This window comes from Bartonella capreoli (assembly GCF_902813205.1).
Taxonomy (GTDB): domain Bacteria; phylum Pseudomonadota; class Alphaproteobacteria; order Rhizobiales; family Rhizobiaceae; genus Bartonella; species Bartonella schoenbuchensis.
The window spans coordinates 89,854-109,791 of record NZ_CADDZX010000001.1 but is presented as its reverse complement, the minus strand read 5'-3'; the positions used below and the strand labels follow the sequence as shown (position 1 = coordinate 109,791).

Annotated in this window: 19 protein-coding genes and 1 pseudogene; 11 read left to right on the top strand and 9 right to left on the bottom strand. The window is 36.9% G+C overall.

Annotated features, from left to right (window positions below; genetic code table 11):
- Positions 1-67 precede the first annotated feature (67 nt).
- On the bottom strand, positions 68-565 hold the full coding sequence (locus tag J7R05_RS00485; protein WP_208540736.1) for an FxsA family protein: 498 nt from the start codon (positions 563-565) through the stop codon (positions 68-70).
- 183 nt (positions 566-748) lie between these two features.
- On the opposite strand from J7R05_RS00485, the gene J7R05_RS00480 reads away from it, so the two are divergent.
- Positions 749-1,441, top strand: a complete 693-nt coding sequence (locus tag J7R05_RS00480; protein ID WP_208540972.1) for a Tim44/TimA family putative adaptor protein — start codon at positions 749-751, stop codon at positions 1,439-1,441.
- A gap of 59 nt (positions 1,442-1,500) precedes the next feature.
- Positions 1,501-2,085: a Smr/MutS family protein gene (locus J7R05_RS00475; RefSeq protein ID WP_208540735.1), complete on the top strand. Its 585-nt coding sequence runs from the start codon at positions 1,501-1,503 to the stop codon at positions 2,083-2,085.
- Positions 2,086-2,171: 86 nt separating this feature from the next.
- Here the strand turns inward: J7R05_RS00475 and J7R05_RS00470 are convergent, their stop codons facing one another.
- The 3 genes and pseudogenes from J7R05_RS00470 to J7R05_RS00460 form a co-directional block, all read right to left on the bottom strand.
- Positions 2,172-3,185: an Hsp33 family molecular chaperone gene (locus tag J7R05_RS00470; protein WP_208540734.1), complete on the bottom strand. Its 1,014-nt coding sequence runs from the start codon at positions 3,183-3,185 to the stop codon at positions 2,172-2,174.
- A gap of 29 nt (positions 3,186-3,214) precedes the next feature.
- Positions 3,215-4,141 (bottom strand): annotated as a pseudogene (argF, locus tag J7R05_RS00465) (ornithine carbamoyltransferase).
- 18 nt (positions 4,142-4,159) lie between these two features.
- Positions 4,160-5,347: an aspartate aminotransferase family protein gene (locus J7R05_RS00460; protein WP_208540971.1), complete on the bottom strand. Its 1,188-nt coding sequence runs from the start codon at positions 5,345-5,347 to the stop codon at positions 4,160-4,162.
- A 427-nt stretch (positions 5,348-5,774) separates the two neighbouring features.
- Between J7R05_RS00460 and J7R05_RS00455 the strand changes: the two genes are divergently transcribed.
- On the top strand, positions 5,775-6,308 hold the full coding sequence (locus J7R05_RS00455) for a GcrA family cell cycle regulator (protein ID WP_078689334.1): 534 nt from the start codon (positions 5,775-5,777) through the stop codon (positions 6,306-6,308).
- Between the two features lie 873 nt (positions 6,309-7,181).
- Here the strand turns inward: J7R05_RS00455 and J7R05_RS00450 are convergent.
- The 5 genes from J7R05_RS00450 to ccmA are packed head-to-tail and all read right to left on the bottom strand — an operon-like array spanning position 7,182 to position 10,114.
- On the bottom strand, positions 7,182-7,787 hold the full coding sequence (locus J7R05_RS00450; protein WP_208540733.1) for a DsbE family thiol:disulfide interchange protein: 606 nt from the start codon (positions 7,785-7,787) through the stop codon (positions 7,182-7,184).
- Positions 7,762-7,995, bottom strand: a complete 234-nt coding sequence (ccmD, locus tag J7R05_RS00445; RefSeq protein ID WP_418214935.1) for a heme exporter protein CcmD — start codon at positions 7,993-7,995, stop codon at positions 7,762-7,764. The genes J7R05_RS00450 and ccmD overlap by 26 nt, the downstream gene beginning before the upstream one ends.
- Positions 7,996-8,031: 36 nt before the next feature.
- Positions 8,032-8,781, bottom strand: coding sequence for a heme ABC transporter permease (locus tag J7R05_RS00440; RefSeq protein WP_208540732.1), 750 nt, complete (start codon positions 8,779-8,781; stop codon positions 8,032-8,034).
- Positions 8,782-8,826: 45 nt separating this feature from the next.
- Complete coding sequence (gene ccmB / locus J7R05_RS00435) at positions 8,827-9,489, bottom strand: heme exporter protein CcmB (RefSeq protein ID WP_208540731.1); 663 nt, start codon at positions 9,487-9,489, stop codon at positions 8,827-8,829.
- A gap of 13 nt (positions 9,490-9,502) precedes the next feature.
- Complete coding sequence (ccmA, locus tag J7R05_RS00430; RefSeq protein WP_208540730.1) at positions 9,503-10,114, bottom strand: heme ABC exporter ATP-binding protein CcmA; 612 nt, start codon at positions 10,112-10,114, stop codon at positions 9,503-9,505.
- Positions 10,115-10,224: 110 nt separating this feature from the next.
- On the opposite strand from ccmA, the gene J7R05_RS00425 reads away from it, so the two are divergent.
- The 8 genes from J7R05_RS00425 (at position 10,225) to cyoA (ending at position 19,923) form a co-directional block, all read left to right on the top strand.
- Positions 10,225-10,389: a hypothetical protein gene (locus tag J7R05_RS00425; RefSeq protein WP_208540729.1), complete on the top strand. Its 165-nt coding sequence runs from the start codon at positions 10,225-10,227 to the stop codon at positions 10,387-10,389.
- 17 nt (positions 10,390-10,406) lie between these two features.
- Positions 10,407-13,094: an aconitate hydratase AcnA gene (gene acnA, locus J7R05_RS00420; RefSeq protein ID WP_208540728.1), complete on the top strand. Its 2,688-nt coding sequence runs from the start codon at positions 10,407-10,409 to the stop codon at positions 13,092-13,094.
- 215 nt (positions 13,095-13,309) lie between these two features.
- Positions 13,310-13,576 (top strand): 30S ribosomal protein S20, encoded by a 267-nt coding sequence (gene rpsT, locus J7R05_RS00415; RefSeq protein ID WP_208540727.1) that lies wholly within the window; start codon positions 13,310-13,312, stop codon positions 13,574-13,576.
- Between the two features lie 690 nt (positions 13,577-14,266).
- Positions 14,267-15,841, top strand: a complete 1,575-nt coding sequence (gene dnaA / locus J7R05_RS00410) for a chromosomal replication initiator protein DnaA (protein WP_208540726.1) — start codon at positions 14,267-14,269, stop codon at positions 15,839-15,841.
- A 194-nt stretch (positions 15,842-16,035) separates the two neighbouring features.
- Positions 16,036-17,157, top strand: coding sequence for a DNA polymerase III subunit beta (gene dnaN / locus J7R05_RS00405; RefSeq protein WP_208540725.1), 1,122 nt, complete (start codon positions 16,036-16,038; stop codon positions 17,155-17,157).
- 12 nt (positions 17,158-17,169) lie between these two features.
- Positions 17,170-18,342, top strand: coding sequence for a DNA replication/repair protein RecF (gene recF, locus J7R05_RS00400; RefSeq protein WP_208540724.1), 1,173 nt, complete (start codon positions 17,170-17,172; stop codon positions 18,340-18,342).
- A gap of 24 nt (positions 18,343-18,366) precedes the next feature.
- Positions 18,367-18,822 carry a type II 3-dehydroquinate dehydratase gene (gene aroQ / locus J7R05_RS00395; protein ID WP_208540723.1) on the top strand — a complete coding sequence of 152 codons (456 nt, stop codon included), beginning with the start codon at positions 18,367-18,369 and terminating at the stop codon, positions 18,820-18,822.
- 129 nt (positions 18,823-18,951) lie between these two features.
- Positions 18,952-19,923, top strand: coding sequence for a ubiquinol oxidase subunit II (gene cyoA, locus J7R05_RS00390; RefSeq protein WP_208540722.1), 972 nt, complete (start codon positions 18,952-18,954; stop codon positions 19,921-19,923).
- Positions 19,924-19,938: the final 15 nt, after the last annotated feature.

Below are 19,938 nucleotides of genomic sequence, written 5' to 3'. Positions count from 1 at the left end.
GTGCAAGGTTACAAGAAACGTTCTTTTGTCTTCGTTATTTTTTGGTTTGTTGTCGTTTTTTTATATTTTAATGATCATCATTTATACGCCAAGGAGATTCCTTGATATTATAGCTTTGATAATCCTCTGCGTTAAGCTCAATTATTTTTTCAGATTTATTTTGGGTATTGGCACTGGTTTTAGCATTAATTTTATTTTTTAATGATAAAAAGAGGAAACGGATAAAGGTACGTATAGGTTTTATAAGGAGTGATATTCCTAAAATATCGCTTACAAAACCAGGAAAAATAAGTAAAATCGCTCCAATAATAATGAGGACATCATCAGCTATATAATATTCTGACATAGTCCCTTGGATAAGTTCTCTTTGTATATTTTTTAAAAGGCTAATACCCTGAATACGTAATAAAATACTTCCAATTATCATTGTTAAAAGGATTAAACTTAAAGTTGCTAAAATTCCGATTTCATTCCCAACAACAATAAAACTGGCAATTTCGATAAAAAGAACGCTAAGGACAATAACCACAAAAAAGCGAGGCTTTATATGATAGAATTTTGTCACACGAAACTTCCCTTCTCAAGATTTTTTATAGGAAAATTTATATATAGTGTCTTTTCAACTTAAATTAGAGACCATAAACACTATTTGAATGGTAGATTTATTTAATTTATATATTTATTGATAAATAATATTAACTGCAATGTTTATTACAGATCACTTTAAGTTTGGAGATTGACAGCACCCATGGAATTTGACGTTGTACTTGTAATAGCTCTTGTTATTATGGTTGTTGTTTTTATGCAACTACGTAATGTATTAGGAAAGCGGACTGGTTTTGAAAGACCTCCCTTTGATCCTTATTCTGGTTGTTCTAAAAAGCAGATTGAAACAGAAACAGTCGATCATAGTTTTTCGTTTCCTCATCAGGCTAACGCACGAAAGAAAGATTTTAGCGAAATTGATGCAATTGCACCAGAAGGAAGCGCATTGAATGATGGTTTACGGGCTATCTGTCAGGCTGATTCTAATTTTTCTCCTCAATTTTTTATCAATGGTGTTCAAATTGCTTATGAGATGATTATGACAGCTTTTGCACAAGGCGATCGTGATCAGCTTAAAAAGTTGCTTTCTCAAGATGTTTTTGAAAGTTTTTGTGCAGCTATTGAGCAGCGCGAAAAAAGAGAAGAGAAAGTCGAATTTACTTTTGTCGGGATTAATAAAGTTGAATTTGTTGCAGCAGAAATGCAAAAAAATGAAGAGTTTTTAACTGTGCGTATTGTTAGTGAAATTATTTCTGTAACTTATAATAAGCAAGACGAATGTATAGATGGTGATCCTGAAGCTATTGTAGAAATTAAAGATGTTTGGACCTTTGTTCGCAACAGTTTGTCACAAGATCCAAATTGGAAACTTTTTGCAACAGAAGATGGAGATTAAAACGATTGTTCGTTTATTTGAGTTTTTTTAATTAAATTCAAGAAAATTGCAGGGTCAAAATGGCTAGAGGTCAAGAGGAGGAGGGGCATAAGTTATTGGTGTTAGAAGATAGCCTTTTGTGGGAGAAGGTTTGTCGTACTACGATACCACTTCATGATAGAAGCTCTCCTTTTATGAGAGAAGATATTCAAAATACCAAACATAAAAAACTGCAAGAAGAACATGTTCTTTCATTTTCTCAACAAAATCAAAAACAATTAGCAATGGTTAAAAACAGTAGAGGGATGATAGAACAAACAGAAAAAATATATTTTTTTGATCGTGCAACACATCGTAAAATTGCAAAGGGTTACTATCCTATTGAAGCATGTATTGATCTTCATGGTTTTATACAGGATGAAGCCTATTTTTTCTTGAAAAAATTTCTACAATCATCTCAACAGCGTGGGTTGCGCTATGTTCTAGTGATTACAGGAAAAGGCCAATCACATGGCAGTAATGGCGTTCTATGTCAGTATGTTCCTTATTGGTTATCAACACCAGTTTTTCGGTATTATATTCATGCTTTTGAGAAAGCTTCTCGTCAGCATGGTGGAAACGGTGCACTTTATATCCGGTTACGCAGTTTACATAAGGGGAAATAGTTATGATGCTGTGTTTAGCGAAATTGTGCAAATCATGTTTATTGTTGAATTAAGAAGAAACAACTCTTCTTTGTTATAAGTAGAGATCATTCGTGTTCTGTTTCAGAAAATTCTTGTGGTTTGAAATAATAGACTGTTGAACAAAATTCACATGTGACTGAAATTTGTTGGTTTTCAACTGTTTGAGCACGTTCTTCAGTAGAAAATTTATCTAATATCATTTTAATTTTTTTGCGTGAGCAAGAACATTGAGCCACAATAGAAGAGGCTTTAAAAACTGTAACGCCTTGTTCATGAAAAAGACGGAACAGTAACCGTTTAGGACCAACTTGAGGGTCTGTAAGCTCTTCATTTTCAATGGTTTTAGTGAGTACTTTAACTTCTTGCCATTGATCTTTAAGTTGGGCATGAGTTTTGGTTTCTTTTACTTGTTTATGTGTTATATGCGTTTTATGATAGGGTGATGCTTGAGGCAAAAGTTGGGTTAAAATACCCCCTGCTCGCCAGGTTTTTGTTAATTTTCCTTGGTGATCATGATTGATTAACATGGCGACTGCCAAACGGATATCTGTGGAGATTTGTTCTGATTGATCAAAATAAGTACAGGCAACCTCTTGTAGATTTGATCCATCTAATGCGACAATTCCTTGATAGCGTTTCGTATGGGAACCTTGATCGATGGTAAATGCTAAGGTTCCTTTGCCAAGCAGCATTTCTGAAGATGTTTGACCATTGATTATTGCTTGTTTTAAATTTTTTTCATCAAAGCGAGCGTAACCACGTAGCTGAGAGGGAGTAGTAAAGTCACATACCAGCATATTTACTGGTCCATTAGAGTGAGTTTGTAAGATAAATTTCCCTTTAATTTTGAGTGATGTTCCAAGCAGAACGGTTAAAACCAAAGCTTCTGCCAAAAGATAAGAGACAGGTTCAGGATATTGATGGCTTGTAAGAATAGAGTTTACAGCTTCTCCAAGTTGTACAATACGTCCACGCACATCAAGTCCTTCAACTTGAAAGGGAATAACAGTATCATCTCCATTCAAGAAGACGTCATTAGAATAAGTTTCGTTATTGTTTTTTTTGCTTTCAGTGTTCATGTCTTTGACTTTTTATGATTTTAAGTAAGTTATTGTGTAGAGAAAAATGCGTCATGTAAACACCAAGCAAAAATCGCTTTTTGGGTATGAAAACGATTTCCAGCTTCATTAAAAACGACAGAATGTGGTCCATCAATTACAGTATCTACGACTTCTTCGCCACGATGAGCAGGAAGACAATGCATAAAAAGAGCATTGGGTTTTGCTAATTTCATTAAAGCTTCATTGACTTGATAGGGCTGAAAAATAGAATGATTGCGGGCACGAAATTCTTGCCCCATGGAAACCCATGTATCGGTAATAATGCAATCAGCATTTTCTGCAGCTTTTTGGGGATCGTTAGTAAGTGTAATATGAGCACCCCGTTTAACATATTTTGTTTGTGGTTTGCTGCTTTTGGGTATGACAATGCGTAGATGAAAGTTAAAAAGAGCTGTCGCTTCGATTAAGGAATGAAGAACATTATTACTCTTTCCCATCCAAGCAAATATTTTGCTAAAAATTGGTCCACGATGCTCTTCATAAGTAAGAATATCTGCTAGAATTTGGCAAGGATGCGTATCATCTGTGAGGACATTAATGACAGGAATTTGGACATGTTGTGCTAATTTGAGCATTCGATGGTGTACTGTAGTCCTTAGTGTAATGATGTCTACAAAACGCGATAATATTCGTGCTGTATCAGCAATGATTTTGCTGTGACTGAGTTGCATCTGTGAACCAGTTAACATAAGCGTTTCTCCACTAAGCTATCGCATGCCGATATCAAATAAAATGCGAGTGCGTGTGGACGGACGATTTTTAAAAATCATTGCTAATGTTTTACTAATAAAGGGTTTTGAATTTTGCTCTGCTTTGAAAGTTGTTTTAAGGATTGCAGCATAATCGATGATAGTGCGTGCTGTTTTCAGGGTTAAAATGGATAAGTCAAAAAAATAGCAAAGAGCATTTATCATGAGATTACATTTATTTTTTTATGAATTTGAAAGGTGAGCAATTGCTTTTTCAATACGGTGCAGACCTTCACGTATTTCTTCTTCAGTTATGATGAGAGGAGGTAAGAAACGCACAAAATTATTGCTGGCACTAACACTTAAAATATATTCATTTTCCAATGCAGTGATGACATCATTTTGGGGAACGATACACTGGACACCTATCATAAGGCCTTTTCCTTGAACTGAGCAAATAACATCAGGATAAGCTTCAAGAATAGTTAAAAGCCCTTGTTTTAGCTGATGAGCTACGTGTTGCACATGGTTAAGAAAACCAGGTTCTGACACAACATCAAGAACACTATTGCAAACAGCCATACCAAGAAGATTGCCTCCAAAAGTTGAACCATGGGTTCCCGGTGTCATGCTTTTTGCAGCTTTATCTGTTGCAAGGCAAGCCCCTAATGGAAAGCCCCCACCCAGCCCTTTTGCTAGAGTGAGAATATCAGGTATAATATCACTCCATTCATAAGCGAAAAGTTTACCTGTTCGTCCAATACCAGTTTGAACTTCGTCTAAAATCAATAACAGGCCATTTTCATCACATAGTTTGCGTAAAAGCTTTAGAGTTTCAAGAGGTACTACTCGAAGCCCCCCTTCTCCTTGAATGGGCTCAATAAGGATGGCTGCAGTATTTTTATTAATGGCACTACGTAAAGCTTTTTCATCCCCAAAGGGAACTTGAATAAAACCACTTACTTTAGGGCCAAAACCTTCAAGATATTTTTTTTGTCCGCTAGCAGCAAGCGTTGCAAGTGTACGGCCATGAAATGCATCTTCAAAAGTAATAATTTCAAAACGTTCTGGTTGACCATTTGCGTAGTGATAATGTCGTGCAGTTTTAAATGCGCACTCTAATGCTTCTGCACCAGAGTTACAGAAAAAAACTTTGTCAGCAAAGCTATTTGCACAAAGACGTGTAGCAAGTGTTTCTTGTTCAGGTGATTGAAAAAGATTGGAAATATGCCAAAGTTTTTCAGCCTCTATTTTAAGAGCATCAATTAGTTTTGGGTGAGCATATCCTAAAACATTGACAGCAACGCCAGATGTAAAATCAAGATAACGCTCTCCTTTATCGGAAATAAGCCATGCACCATTGCCTTGTTTAAAACACAAATTACGTCGAGCATAATTATTATAAAGTGATTGTGTAGAGGTGCTTTCCATCATTATTTCCTTTATTTCTTAAGCACCGCAATCTGATGAACAAAATACTGCTACGCTTATCAATGCAATGTAATCGGTACTTCAAAATTATCGATAAACTATCGCGCCAATTTATAAAAAGTCAATTAAGGTTTCTAAAAGGTATGTTTACATGAAAAGGTTGGAGAAAAAGAAAGAATTTTGTCTATGATTGATTCGCAAGTTGGGGAAAACTTTTTAAAAAGACATTTCAGAAGGTAAAGGCTCTTGTCATAGAGTCAGTGCATATTATAGTCTAAATAAGCAAACGAAATTGTATTTACGTTTGTAAATCTACGGATCAAAAGAGATCTTTTTGCGCTTGATTTTAAAATATAAAAAAAAGTTAAGACATTTGAAAATGCGATAAAAATGCATTTCAATGATATAATCAGAAAGGAGTTCTTGTATGAGCTGGACATGTGAACGCGTTGAACTTCTTAAGAAGTTTTGGAGTGAGGGTCTAAGTGCAAGTCAGATCGCAGCTCAACTAGGTGGGGTTAGCAGAAATGCAGTGATCGGTAAAGTGCATCGGCTAAAATTACCAGGGCGTGGTAAAACAACACCTGTGATATCGCGTGTACAAAAAACATCAACAGGTGTTGGTTCATCAATACCACGAATGCGTCGTGCTGCATCCTCTGTAGTTCCAGAAAATGCTATTTCTTGCAGTGTTGGAGCTACAGCTTTGAAAATGGATTTTATAGCTGAGGATGTGGAGGCAGTTGATGTTTTAGAGCAATCAAAAGTGGTTGTTCCTATTTCACGTCATCTTAATCTTTTGCAACTGAGTGAAAATACATGTAGATGGCCAGTGGGAGATCCTTTGTCATCAGATTTTCATTTTTGTGGCGCTGATTCTGGTGAAGGCAACCCTTATTGCGCTTTTCATGCCAAAATAGCGTTTCAACCAATATCAGAAAAACGGCGAGTAAGAATATAATTAAAGGTATTATCCTATATTAGAATTTATATTTTATAAGTGAATTTTAGTTAAAAAAGTAAAAAATTATTTTTTAAATCTGGATCTTATAAAAGAGATCTTTTGTGAAGATATATATTTAAATGGATGTGAAATTTTTATTGGAATCTTGAGGGTTCAAATTTCACTTTTCGTGGTTGTTCGTTCGAATGATAATACGCATTAGTGTGTGTATAAATCATTACAAAATTTAGACAAAGTTTCATTATTCCGCGGATGTTTTGTTATCTGTAGGTATTTCTTGATTCTTAAGGCTAAATTGTATCATTCAACTGGTGTGTTTGATATTTACTTTTTCATTTTTTGATGCACTTTTATGATAAGAAATTCTCCTAAAACGAAAGTAATAGGAAGTTCAAGCAAGTCTTGGTGGCTATATCAAAGTACTAACTGTGCGTATTTAATTATTATTAGTTGTTAAGCAGTTTTATTGCTTCTTATTCATAGAGGTGTTTTTTGTTAGTTGTTAACTGTATATGTTAATTGAGGCTATTCTTGATATTACAGCAATAAAGCCCATTATTGCATATTAACATGATTGGTTGAATTGTTTGAGATTACGGTTCATAGGGTAGAATGAGTAATACTGAGTGAACTGTGGTGTTAACCAAGTTATAGTGATTTGAAAGATAAAGTCTGTGCTTGTATAAAAAGTGCACATCAAGAGAATAAAGCTAAACTAATACGGTGTGTACAAACTAATTTTAAGGTTTCGTAAGAAAGCTGAAATGTCCACTCTAATATAGAAATGATTTAAATCAAAAATATTGCTTGTTTGTTTTATTTCTTAATAAAGCACCGAAAGAGTAAAATTGTTTATTTGGGTGAAATAAATCATTTATCGTTAGAAGATCCTTTGACAGCTATAGCTTTTTCTATTTTTGGCAGAATTTCTTTTTGATAAATTTGCCATGTTAAAGGGCCAATATGTCTGGCAATGATGATGTTTTCTTTATCCAGAGCAAAGGTTTCCGGTGGTCCATATACGCCCCAGTTAATGGCTGTATGGTTTGAAACATCAAAACCGATAAGTTTAAAAGGATTGCCAAAATGGGTTAAAAAACGTTTGGCATTTTCTTTGTTATCTTTAAAATTAATTCCGATAAGATCAAAACGATGATCTTTTGCGATTTTCATCAGGACGGGATGTTCTTCACGGCAGGGTGGGCACCAGGATCCCCAAAAGTTAATTAATGTTATGCGTCCTTTAAACTGTTCTAAATTTAAATAATCGTCTTTGTTTAACAAGGGAAGGTTAGTTTTGGGAGCTTGTTTTCCAATTAATATATTTGGGGTGATGGAGAGATTGTTGGAGTGTTTGTTTTTTATAGAGCTAAAGAGCAGTAAGATCAGGAGAAGAAAGAGCAAAAATGGCGCAAGCAGGCCAAATAAAATAGATAAAGATATACTTTTTTTACATTTGGATGGAGTTGTTTTCATCGCATTTTTCTTCCAAAATAAGCTCTTTTGCTTGTAGTTGTTGCAAGATTTTTCTTTGATGGGCTCCTTTACGGAGAATATGCCCAATAAAACAAAGCAGAGTAATTGCAGAAAGCATGTAACTTAAAATGACAGTTTGTTCATGGTGAAGAGTGCCAAGGAGAAAATCAATGCGCTGAGAAAAATTTGCTAAAAGTTTGTTTTGCATATTATTTGAGTTAGGTATGGTAAAGAAGTTTTAATGTTAAGTACGACGGGTTATTTTAGTTTGGAGTGCTTGAATATGACGGCGAGTAATTTCATTTTGCATGGCCATTAAGTTTAATAAGATAAATAGAAGGATAAAACAAAACATCATAGTTATAAGTGGCCATAGCATGGGGCCATCAATTGTTGTACCACCTGAACGTAAAAGTGATGCTGATTGATGAAGCGTATTCCACCAATTGACGGAAAATTTAATAATGGGGATATTAACTAATCCAACCAGTGTTAAAATCGCTGTAGCACGTGCAGCTTTTACTTGGTTATCAAAAGCACGAGCGAGCGTGATAATAGCAAGATAAATAAAAAATAAGATTAAAACTGATGTTAATCTAGCATCCCATACCCACCATGTTCCCCATGTGGGGCGTCCCCAAAGGGCTCCTGTCATTAAGGCTAAAGCTGTAAAGATTGCTCCAATGGGAGCACTACATTTGAGTGCTATATCAGCAAGGCAATTATTCCAAATCAGGCTGCTTAGTGCAGCGGCACTCATCATAATGTAGCAAATTGTAGATAGCCATGCAAAAGGCACATGAATATACATAATCCTAACAGTAATACCTTGTTGATAGTCATCGGGAGAATGTATAACAAGAGCTAATCCTAAGATAAGAAAAAGCACTGTTGCACTAGTTAACCAAGGCAAAACAGCATTGCTAATTTCCATAAAACGAGTTGAATTTATGAGGAAAAGCTTCGTATTTTTTTGACGTGGTAATTCATTCATAAGTTTATAATAAGCAAACTTTAGTTTTGCAGCAATTATCTTTTATTATTCTAATAAATATTTCAGTGTTATAGCTGCGACAAAAGAGCTAAAGACACTCAAAAAAAGTGAGAAAGCAATAAGAAAAGCCAAGGCAGTAAAAAAGATGTTTGGTATTATTGGGGCTGTAGAAGCTGCAACACCAAAAATCATGATTGGAATTGTCCATGGCAGAATAATAATGAAAGTGAGGATAGTACTGTGCGGCAATGATGTTGCCAATGCTGCACCAATGGCACCAATAAAAATGATAGCAGGTGTTCCACATAAAAGGGTGAGCATCGTTGCGAAAGTTGTTTTAGCATCTAAATGGAGCATAAATGCTAAAATAGGGGTAGCAAGAATAAGAGGCAGCATAGTGCCTGCCCAATGGGCAAGGCATTTGGTAAAAACAATAAGTGTTAAGCTTTGTCTGTGAGCGGCAAGGATAAGTTGATCAAGATTGCCATCATCATGATCAATTTGAAACAGTTTATTAAGGTTAAGTAGGCTAGCTAGAAGAGCACCAAGCCATAATATACCTGGACCTATTCGTGCGAGAATATCTGGATCTGGCCCGATGGCAAAAGGAATGATCATAATAACAGCAATAAAAAATAAGAGCTCTGTTAGTGAAGAAACTTGTGGTTCTAAGGTTAATTTAAGATCTCGCCAGAATAATGCTTTCATTTATACTTTCTCTTTATAAGGGTAGAAAATGCTCTAGGGCAATCGTATAGTTTTCTGGAAGACCAAGGGGTGTATGGGTTGCAGCAATAATCATGCCGCCTTGGTTGAGATGATTTTGAAAAAGATTTGCGAAAATGTTTTGGGTATGGCTATCAACGCCAGATGTTGGTTCATCTAGAATCCAAACAGGACGATAAGATAGCAAAAGACGAGCAATAGCTACGCGTCTTTTTTGCCCAGTTGATAAAACGCGAAAAGGTAGGTGCCCAAGATCAGAAAGACCAACATCTGCAAGGGCTTCATGGGGCGTACGCAGATATTGACTGTAAAATGCTGCCCAAAATTGCAAATTATCAATGACTGATAAGGAGGATTTCATAGCATTTTGAATACTGAGATAATGACATACACTAGCTAAAGGATATGTCTGTGTACGTTCTTTAAAAATGACATGGCCTTCAGCAGCTTCAAGAAGGCCGACAATGATTCGCAACAATGTCGATTTTCCGATGCCATTTGGGCCTGTGATTGTCATGAGCTGTTGTGGGAGTAGACAAAAAGAAAGACCTTGAAATAAAATTTCTTCATTTCTACGTGCTGCTAGATTTTTACCTAATAACACCATGTGATTGCCTGTTATTCTTGTTATTTCTATAGCTTTTATTACATTGTAAAATAAAAAACACGTTTTTTATGTAATTGTATCTAGAATAGTTCTAGGAATAGTTTTATAAGGTGTATGTTCTATCAGTTGTCGATGTAGAATGGATTTTAGGATCGAGCTTGCGAATTGACCGAAGAAAGCGGGGAATGGATAGCGGAAGTGACTGCATTCATATTCAAGCTGCATTTATATCTGTAGTTTGTGTTGTTCATTCCGGGAAATGGGTGAATGTGTAATATAAGGGTGAACAATCATGTCTCAAATTGATAGCTTTAAGTGTCGTAAAACTTTAAATGTTGGTGGCAAAGAATACGTTTATTATAGCTTGATTGAAGCAGAGAAAAACGGTCTTAAAGGTGTTTCTCGTTTGCCATTTTCCATGAAGGTTCTTCTTGAAAATCTGCTACGATTTGAAGATGGCCGTACAGTTAAAAAAGAAAATATTTTAAATATTGCTCATTGGCTGAATGATAAAGGCAGTGCTGGTGCAGAAATCTCTTATCGCCCCTCACGTGTCCTCATGCAAGATTTTACAGGCGTCCCTGCAATTGTTGACCTTGCTGCAATGCGCGATGCTATGGTCAAATTGGAAGGAGACGCTGAAAAAATAAACCCTCTCATTCCTGTTGACCTCATCATTGACCACTCAATTATCGTTGATAATTTTGGCAATTCAATGGCATTTAAGAAAAATGTTGAGCGTGAATATGAGCGCAATGGCGAGCGTTATCGTTTTCTTAAATGGGGGCAGAAAGCGTTTAAAAATTTTCGTGTTGTTCCTCCCAGAACAGGGATTTGTCATCAGGTCAATTTAGAATATTTAGCGCAATGTGTATGGATGAACGATGGGGATGGTTGTCAGACGGTTTATCCTGACACGTGCGTGGGGACTGATTCGCATACAACCATGGTGAATGGTTTGGGTGTTTTAGGTTGGGGTGTTGGCGGTATTGAAGCAGAAGCTGCCATGTTGGGGCAGCCAGTTTCAATGTTATTACCTGAAGTTATTGGTTTTCATTTAACTGGAAAACTGAAAGAAGGTGTAACTGCTACTGACTTAGTTCTAAGGGTAACACAAATTTTACGCCAAAAAGGTGTTGTTGGTAAATTTGTTGAATTTTTTGGTCCTGGTTTAGAGTATATGACGCTTGCTGATCGGGCGACAATTGCGAATATGGCGCCTGAATATGGGGCAACCTGTGGTTTTTTCCCAATTGATAAAGAAACAATACGCTATCTCAATATGACAGGGCGCGATGAAAGTCGGATTGCTTTGGTGGAGGCTTATTCTAAAGCACAAGGGATGTGGCGTGATGAAACAGGGTCTGGTCCTGTTTTTAGTGATGTAATTGAATTAGATATGGGAAGCATTGTGCCTTCTATGGCTGGCCCTAAACGTCCTGAAGGGCGGGTTCCATTGGAAGATGTGGGCCAAGGTTTTGAGATGGCATTGGTTCAGGATTATAAGAAAACTACTGGGCAAAATAACCGTTATAAGGTTGAGGGTGAGGAGTATGAGCTCGGTCATGGAGATGTGGTGATTGCTGCGATTACTTCTTGTACGAATACATCAAATCCAAGTGTTCTTATTGCTGCTGGCCTTTTGGCACGTAATGCTGTGGCAAAAGGTCTCAAAACCAAGCCATGGGTTAAGACTTCTCTTGCGCCTGGTTCACAGGTAGTTGAAGCTTATCTTCTTAGTTCAGGTCTTCAGAAAGATTTGGATGCTTTAGGGTTTAACTTAGTTGGGTTTGGATGCACGACATGTATCGGGAACTCTGGTCCTTTGCTGCCAGCCATTTCCAAAACGATAAACGATAATGGTTTAATTACTTCAGCAGTCCTTTCAGGTAATCGTAACTTTGAAGGGCGTGTATCACCTGATGTACAAGCAAATTATTTGGCTTCACCACCGTTAGTTGTAGCGCATGCTCTTATGGGGACAGTACGCAAAGATTTAACCAAAGAACCTCTAGGTAGAGGTTCGGATGGTCAGCCAGTTTACTTAAAAGATATTTGGCCTACTTCTAAAGAAATACAAGAATTTATCGAAGAAAATGTTACTCGTAAGATTTTTGTTGAGAAATATGCAGATGTGTTTAAGGGAGATGAAAATTGGCAAAAAGTCCAAGTGTCTTCTGGTGTTACCTATTCTTGGGATGATCAATCAACTTATGTACGTAATCCGCCTTATTTCGATGGTATGCTGAAAGTTCCTGGTGCGTTAGAAGATATTAAAAATGCACGAATTTTAGGTTTGTTTGGTGATAAAATTACGACTGATCATATTTCTCCTGCTGGTTCTATTAAGGTTGATTCGCCTGCGGGGCAATATTTGACTGATCATGGTGTTAAAGTGGCTGATTTTAATCAGTATGGAACCCGTCGTGGAAATCATGAAGTTATGATGCGTGGGACCTTTGCTAACATTCGCATTCGTAATTTTATGTTGGGAGAAAGTGGTTGTGAAGGAGGTTATACAGTTCATTATCCGTCCAAAGAGGAAACAACAATTTACGATGCAGCAATGGCATATAAGCAAGAAGGAGTTTCACTCGTTATTTTTGCTGGTATTGAATATGGCAACGGGTCATCTCGTGATTGGGCGGCTAAAGGTACTAATCTTCTTGGCGTAAAAGCAGTGATTGCTCAATCTTTTGAGCGTATTCATCGGTCTAATCTTGTTGGTATGGGTATTGTTCCTTTTGTATTTGAAGCGGGTGCAAGTTGGCAATCGCTTGGTTTAAAAGGAGATGAACAAATAACGATTGAAGGAATCGATAATTTGAAACCTCGTCAGAAGACTACAGCTACAATCACTTTTTCTGATGGAATGGTGAAAACTGTACCATTATTATGTCGTGTTGATACTGAGGATGAGTTAGATTATTTGCATCATGGTGGCATTTTGCACTATGTTTTGCGTAATTTGGCAGGTTAAATAAGATTTATCTGTTTAACAGTGTGTTTAAGTAGGGTCTCAAAGAGGTGTGTTGCTGATTTTTAGGTTCATCTTTGAGAATCTAATTGACGTTTGTTTTCAGATTACGTTATAAGAGCATCAATAATGAACAGCTTTAGAGCTTAGACTTGTTTATTTCAGTAAAATATTTTGTCGAGTTAATTTTTACTGATTAGTTGAAAGAGAAAGATACGATGGCGAATACACTTTCAGCCAAAAAAGCAGTGCGCAAGATTGCAGCACGCACGCAAATCAATAAGGCCCGCCGTTCACGCGTTCGCACTTTTATTCGTAAATTTAATGATGCTTTAGCTAGCGGTGATAAAGCTTCTGCAGAAGTAGCATTTAAAAATTTTGAACCTGAAATTATGCGTGCGGTTTCTAAAGGGGTTTTTCATAAGAATACTGCTGCACGAAAGGTGTCGTGTTTAGCGAAACGCTTAAAAGCCTTTAGCGCCTAAATTTTTTCTAATTTATTAAATTAAGTCAGTGCCGAACAGGTGCTGGCTTTTTTATTTATTTTCAAACATGATGCTTTTTTTATAAAAGCTATACGACGGTTATTACTGTTAAAAAATAGAATAAATTTATAATGTTAAGATAGTTATCCACAAGCCTTGTGGATTGTGATAGAGTCTTTTCTTGTCAAGCTTTTTTTATTTTTTTTTTAATGAATGAATTTTTTCATTAGTAGTAAATTTTTCGTAAAGAAAAAGTGAGTTGAATCAATGAACTTTCTTATTTGTTTTTTACGATTGCAAAATTATTGCGGATTTTAATGGTCTTTTGATTTTATTTTGGCCTCTTGCATTTTACCTCTTCTGTTTTGTATGGTCTTTAATAGAAATTGAAAATGCACAAGGTTTACATCAGCTAGATGCTATAGCGTGTTAGGTGAAGAATGCTTTAGCTTAAGCGAGTTTTCGAGTGAGCTTTTTGGTTTCTTTATTGATATGTTTTGTCATCTTGAAGAGCATATCGTACAATCAGTAAAAGATAAATCTTATTGGTCATCTTTGTTAGTCAGGTTGTAATGAGGCTATCTTAGGGGAGGATGAATCATCTCATTTTGGGAAAGGAGCACTTGCCTTGGCTAAGTAAATATTTAGCTGTTTGGCAGGACAAGATTGTAGTTTTTATCGGAATAAAAAATGGTGGATAAATTGAGTTCTAGAGCTAATTCCTTGAAAAGGGTTTCGGTGGATGTCCTGTCAACAGAAAGAGCAATAAATCAAATGACGAATATAAATGAAATGGGTGGTACAAGTACTCTTGGAGAGCGTCCAGTTATTTTGGAAGAAGAAGGTGCAGCTGCTTTTGCACGTGTGATGGCGCAATTAAAAGTGCGGGTTGGTGTTGAGGCTTATACCAGTTGGTTTGGTCGTTTGAAACTTTCCGAGTATAATCGCAATCTTGTGAAACTTTCTGTTCCTACAGCATTTTTGCGTTCATGGATTAATAATCATTACGGTTCTCTTTTAACCAGTTTATGGCAACAGGAAAATTCAGCGATTCTTCGAGTTGAAGTTATTGTTCGTGATTTAAAACGTGTTTCAAAAAATGAAATGTGCAAAACAAATGGAAGCTCTGTTATTGCAGTTTCTGAGGAGCAGAATACTTCATCTTTAGCTGAGAGTTATGTGGAGCATTCAACTAAGAATTCTCAGGCAGGAATCTTTGGTTCGCCACTTGATTCGCGTTATACTTTTGAGAATTTTGTTGAGGGTGCTTCAAATCGTGTTGCTTTAGCTGCAGCGCGTTCAATTGCGGAGGGTCATAAAAGTGCGTTACGATTTAATCCTCTTTTTATTCATGCATCAGTTGGTTTGGGAAAAACGCATTTGCTTCAAGCTATCGCAGCCGCCGCTTTGAAGCGTTTAACGCCAGCACGGGTTATTTATTTGACTGCTGAATATTTTATGTGGCGTTTTGCGACAGCTATTCGTGATAATAATGCTCTTTCTTTTAAAGAACAGCTTCGCGATATTGATCTTTTAATTATTGATGATATGCAATTTTTACAGGGTAAATCGATTCAGCACGAATTTTGCCATTTGCTCAACATGTTACTTGATAGTGCAAAGCAGGTTATCGTGGCTGCAGATCGTCCACCAGCGGAATTGGAATCGCTTGATCTTCGGGTTCGGTCTCGTCTTCAAGGGGGGGTTGCTCTTGAAATTGAAGCGCCAGATTATGAAATGCGCCTAAAAATGTTGCAGCAACGATTGAAGGTAGCACGACAAGATGATAGTGCAATTGAAATTTCTAATGATATTTTAGAGTATATTGCTAAAACAATTTTAGGGTCAGGGCGCGATATTGAAGGAGCATTTAATCAGCTTTTATTCCGTCAGTCTTTTGAATCTGATTTGTCTTTAGAGCGTGTTGATGAATTATTAGGTCATTTGACACGTTCAGGTGAGCCAAAACGTATTCGAATTGAGGAAATTCAACGTACGGTTGCACGTCATTATAACGTTTCTAAGCAGGATTTATTATCCAATCGCCGAACACGTACAGTTGTTAAGCCACGGCAAGTTGCAATGTATTTGGCAAAAGTGTTGACGCCTCGCTCGTTGCCTGAAATTGGGCGTCGTTTTGGAGGGCGCGATCATACAACAGTTTTACATGCTGTACGCAAAATTGAAGATTTGATTTATGATGATCAAACTTTAGCTAAAGAACTTGAGTTACTTAAGCGACTAATTGGAGAACAGGCTGTATAACATTGATAATTTTTTATTCTATTTATTGATATGTTGGAAAGATTCAGTGAAAATAGTCATTTTTGCTTGTGTGATGCCCTATTGCCATTTTAGTAGAGGTTGAATAAACTTCAACTATGATTCTTTAAATGAATCGAGTGCTTTGGCTGAGCAAATTCCTATAGTTATGAAATAAATTATCAACGGGGATTTTTATGCACATTACAATTGACCGCAATCAATTTTTAAAGTCTCTTAATCGTGTTCATCGTGTGGTTGAGCGTCGTAATACGATTCCTATTTTGTCAAATGTATTGATTAACGCAAGTGGTGATGGTGTACAATTAAAAGCAACAGATCTTGATCTTGAAGTTATAGAGTCTTCTTTAGCTAAAGTTGAGCAGGAAGGAGCAATAACTGTTCCAGCGCATTTGCTTTATGACATTGTTCGTAAGCTTTCCAGTGGAAGTGAGATTGTGCTAAAGGTTGATAATAATCAAGCAAATACAATGTCTGTTGTTTCTGGTTGTGCTAATTTCCAACTTCAATGTCTTCCTAAGGTAGATTTTCCAGAGTCACTTCCAGGTCAGTTTAGTTGTCGTTTTTCTTTGTCGGCATCAGATTTAAAGCGCTTATTTGATTGTACGCAATTTGCTATTTCGACTGAAGAAACGCGTTATTATCTTAATGGTATTTATTTTCATGTCGTTGATGATGGTATTTTGAAGTTGCGTTTAGTTGCGACTGATGGTCATCGTCTAGCGCAGGTTGATATGGAGGCGCCTTCAGAAATTAAGGATATGCCGGGTGTTATTATTCCTCGTAAAGCTGTGGGAGAGTTACAAAAACTTCTTGCCGAAGAAACTGAGGCTGATGTTTCTATAGAACTCTCAGAAACAAAGATTCGTTTCTCTGTTGGGTCTGTGGTTTTGACATCGAAATTAATTGATGGAACATTTCCAGAATATCAACGCGTCATTCCTCTGTGCAATGATAAAAAGCTGGCTGTCAACCGGCAGGATTTTTCTGCTGCAGTTGATCGTGTTTCAACAATCTCAAGCGACCGTGGTCGTGCGGTAAAATTAACAATCGAAAATGGGCAGCTAAAGCTTGTGGTTAATAATCCTGATTCTGGAAGTGCAGAAGATCAATTAATTGCAAATTACACATCTGATCCGCTTGAGATAGGCTTTAATTCACGTTACCTTTTAGATATTGCTGCGCAACTTACAAGTGATGAAATGGTTTTTATGTTGGCTGATGCTGGGGCACCGGCACTGATTCGTGAAAGTGATGATGCAGCTGCACTTTATGTGCTGATGCCTATTCGTGTTTAAGGATAATGCGCTTTGCAGTGCAGTGCTAGCCGTGTACATAAGGTAACAGTGAGGCAGCTGAAATTAACGCATTATCGCAATTATTGCTCTTTCAATGTTCATTTATCAGGTCAGCATGTAGTTTTTACTGGTCATAACGGTGCTGGTAAAACTAATCTTTTAGAGGCATTATCTTTTCTTTCTCCTGGTCGTGGGTTACGGCGTGCGGCTTATTCTGATATCAGTTTTTCTAAGAGTGGAGAGGCTGCATTTGTTGTATTTGCTCGTCTCCAATGTGCTCTTTATGGTGAAGTGCATATTGGTACAACTTTAGAGACTGGTGATAGTAGCCGAAAAGTACATATCAATGGTGTGCATGAGTCGTGTGATTGTTTGACAGATTATTGCCATGTGAGTGTGTTGACTCCTTCTATGGATGGACTTTTTATGGGGCCTTCACTTGATCGACGTCGTTTTTTAGATCGTATGGTTTTGGCTATTGATTCTTTACATAGTCGGCGCATCGCAGATTATGATAAGGCTATGCGCGCGCGTAATCGTTTGTTTTTAGATGGAAATGAAGATTGTGCTTGGTTTGATGCTTTAGAGGCGCAGATGGCTGAACTTGCGACAGCTATTGCAGCTGCACGGATTGATGTTATTCAGCTTTTGAATGATATGTCTGAGCAAACATCGTCTTATACACTTTTTCCACGGGCTTTTCTGCAAATTGATGGTTTTTTGGAAAAAGCTCTTGGAACAACATCAGCAATTGAGGTTGAAGAGCAATTTTTAGAACGATTGCGTCGCAATCGCCCGGTAGATTATGCTGCTAGGCGAACATTAGAAGGGCCGCATCGTACAGATTTACAGGTTTTTTATGCGGATAAAAATATAGCTGCAACATCTTGTTCAACAGGTGAACAGAAAGCTTTGTTGACAGGTTTAGTTTTATGTCATGCGCGTTTAACGGGTATGATGTCAAATATGACACCTATTCTTCTTCTTGATGAAATGGCTGCTCATCTTGATTCTCGTCGGCGTGCTGCTTTATTTGATATTCTTGATGATTTAGGTAGTCAGACATTTATGACGGGAACAGATCGTATTTTATTTGATTCCTTAAAAGGACGAGCAGAGTTCTTTGAGATTGAAGATGGAGCTTTATTGCAGAAAGAAACCTATTCAAAGTTTTTGATGGGATAATAATTGAAGAAAAAGAGGCTTGTTGTGTCTGCAATTATAACGGTTTTAAATGGTCCTAATTTGAATTTTCTTGGAAGACGTGAGCCAGAAATTTATGGCAGTGAAACCTTAGAAGATATTGAAAATTCTTGCAAAAATTATGCAATAAACCTTGGAATAACGGTGCAATTTCATCAAAGTAATTATGAAGGACAATTAATTGAGTGGATACAAGCAGCAACTGGAGTGAGTGCTGGATTGATTATTAATCCAGCTGCTTATAGTCATACATCTCTTGCAATTCTTGATGCATTAAAAATGTTTTCAGGGTTAATAGTGGAGATTCATTTGTCAAATATTTATCAGCGTGAATCTTTTCGTCATCATTCTTATATTTCTATGGGGGTAGATGCAGTCATTGCCGGGTGTGGGAGTGAGGGATATTTATTTGCACTTAATTATATTGCTAAGCGGCTGAAATGTGGTATAAAAAAGGCATAAATTGGACAATATTGATAAGGTGTGTTTGACATTTTCTTAATAATTTGTTTCAAATGAGTAAGATAGTTTATAAAAATACTATTACTGTTTTTATGATAATTTATTAATACATATAACAGGCAGGTCAGAATGAGAAACTGTTTTGAACAAATTAAGATGCTTGCTATTTTAGGGGGGGCATTACTTTTATCCGGTTGTAAAATAGATGTTCTTCAACCTGGGGGGTATATTGCACGTCAACAGCTTACTTTAATTGTTATATGTGTTCTTGTTATGCTTTGTGTCGTGATTCCAGTGATGATTGCGGTAGTTCTTTTGGCTATTAAATATCGCGCATCGAACACAACGGCAGATTATTTGCCTGATTGGGGGCACTCAAATAAAATTGAAGTTTTTATGTGGGGTGTTCCCATTGTTATTGTTGCGATTTTAGGTTTATTGACGGCTTATTACACTTTTAGGCTTGAACCTTCAAATCCACTTCCAGTAGATGTTGCTGGTGAGGAGAAGCCGTTGCAGGTCGATGTTGTGGCTCTGGATTGGAAATGGTTGTTTATTTATCCTGAATATGGTGTTGCATCGATCAATGAAATTTATGCGCCGGAAGGTCGTCAAGTATTGTTGCAGTTAACATCAGAAAACTCTGTTAATGCATTCTGGGTGCCAAAACTTGGTACAGTTCTTTATGCTATGCCGCAGATGAATTCTAAATTACATTTAGTGGCTGATGAGCAAGGAATATTCAACGGGGGCTCGGCGAACTATAGTGGTGATGGTTTTTCAAGTATGCGTTTTCAATGGCATTCTGTGTCTTTAGAGGATTTCGATGATTGGATTGCTAAAGCTCGGGCGAGTGGGCAAAAACTTGATCGTTTATCTTATCGTCAACTTTCAAGTGTACCTCGTATGGGTGATGTTGTTGCGAAAGAAAAAGATGCTGAAGTGCGTTATTTTGCACCTGTTGAAGAACGGCTTTATTATCGAATTGTTAACCGGTGTGTTGATGAAAATACGATATGTAATGAAGATTTAATGAAGCGTGCTGCCGCTCAGACACTTTGGGGTACACTTTGTTCTGTTTTTGATCCGGGTGTTCTTTAAGAAGGCATCAATCGA

What these genes read in the sequence shown, in the direction of transcription:
- J7R05_RS00440 (WP_208540732.1), bottom strand. Translation starts at nt 8,781, where the DNA reads ATGAATGAATTACCACGTCAAAAAAATACGAAGCTTTTCCTCATAAAT.
- dnaN (WP_208540725.1), top strand. Translation starts at nt 16,036, where the DNA reads ATGCACATTACAATTGACCGCAATCAATTTTTAAAGTCTCTTAATCGT.
- ccmD (WP_418214935.1), bottom strand. Translation starts at nt 7,995, where the DNA reads ATGCAAAACAAACTTTTAGCAAATTTTTCTCAGCGCATTGATTTTCTC.
- cyoA (WP_208540722.1), top strand. Translation starts at nt 18,952, where the DNA reads ATGAGAAACTGTTTTGAACAAATTAAGATGCTTGCTATTTTAGGGGGG.
- acnA (WP_208540728.1), top strand. Translation starts at nt 10,407, where the DNA reads ATGTCTCAAATTGATAGCTTTAAGTGTCGTAAAACTTTAAATGTTGGT.
- ccmB (WP_208540731.1), bottom strand. Translation starts at nt 9,489, where the DNA reads ATGAAAGCATTATTCTGGCGAGATCTTAAATTAACCTTAGAACCACAA.
- J7R05_RS00480 (WP_208540972.1), top strand. Translation starts at nt 749, where the DNA reads ATGGAATTTGACGTTGTACTTGTAATAGCTCTTGTTATTATGGTTGTT.
- ccmA (WP_208540730.1), bottom strand. Translation starts at nt 10,114, where the DNA reads ATGGTGTTATTAGGTAAAAATCTAGCAGCACGTAGAAATGAAGAAATT.
- J7R05_RS00455 (WP_078689334.1), top strand. Translation starts at nt 5,775, where the DNA reads ATGAGCTGGACATGTGAACGCGTTGAACTTCTTAAGAAGTTTTGGAGT.
- dnaA (WP_208540726.1), top strand. Translation starts at nt 14,267, where the DNA reads ATGGTGGATAAATTGAGTTCTAGAGCTAATTCCTTGAAAAGGGTTTCG.
- J7R05_RS00475 (WP_208540735.1), top strand. Translation starts at nt 1,501, where the DNA reads ATGGCTAGAGGTCAAGAGGAGGAGGGGCATAAGTTATTGGTGTTAGAA.
- rpsT (WP_208540727.1), top strand. Translation starts at nt 13,310, where the DNA reads ATGGCGAATACACTTTCAGCCAAAAAAGCAGTGCGCAAGATTGCAGCA.
- J7R05_RS00460 (WP_208540971.1), bottom strand. Translation starts at nt 5,347, where the DNA reads ATGGAAAGCACCTCTACACAATCACTTTATAATAATTATGCTCGACGT.
- J7R05_RS00450 (WP_208540733.1), bottom strand. Translation starts at nt 7,787, where the DNA reads ATGAAAACAACTCCATCCAAATGTAAAAAAAGTATATCTTTATCTATT.
- J7R05_RS00470 (WP_208540734.1), bottom strand. Translation starts at nt 3,185, where the DNA reads ATGAACACTGAAAGCAAAAAAAACAATAACGAAACTTATTCTAATGAC.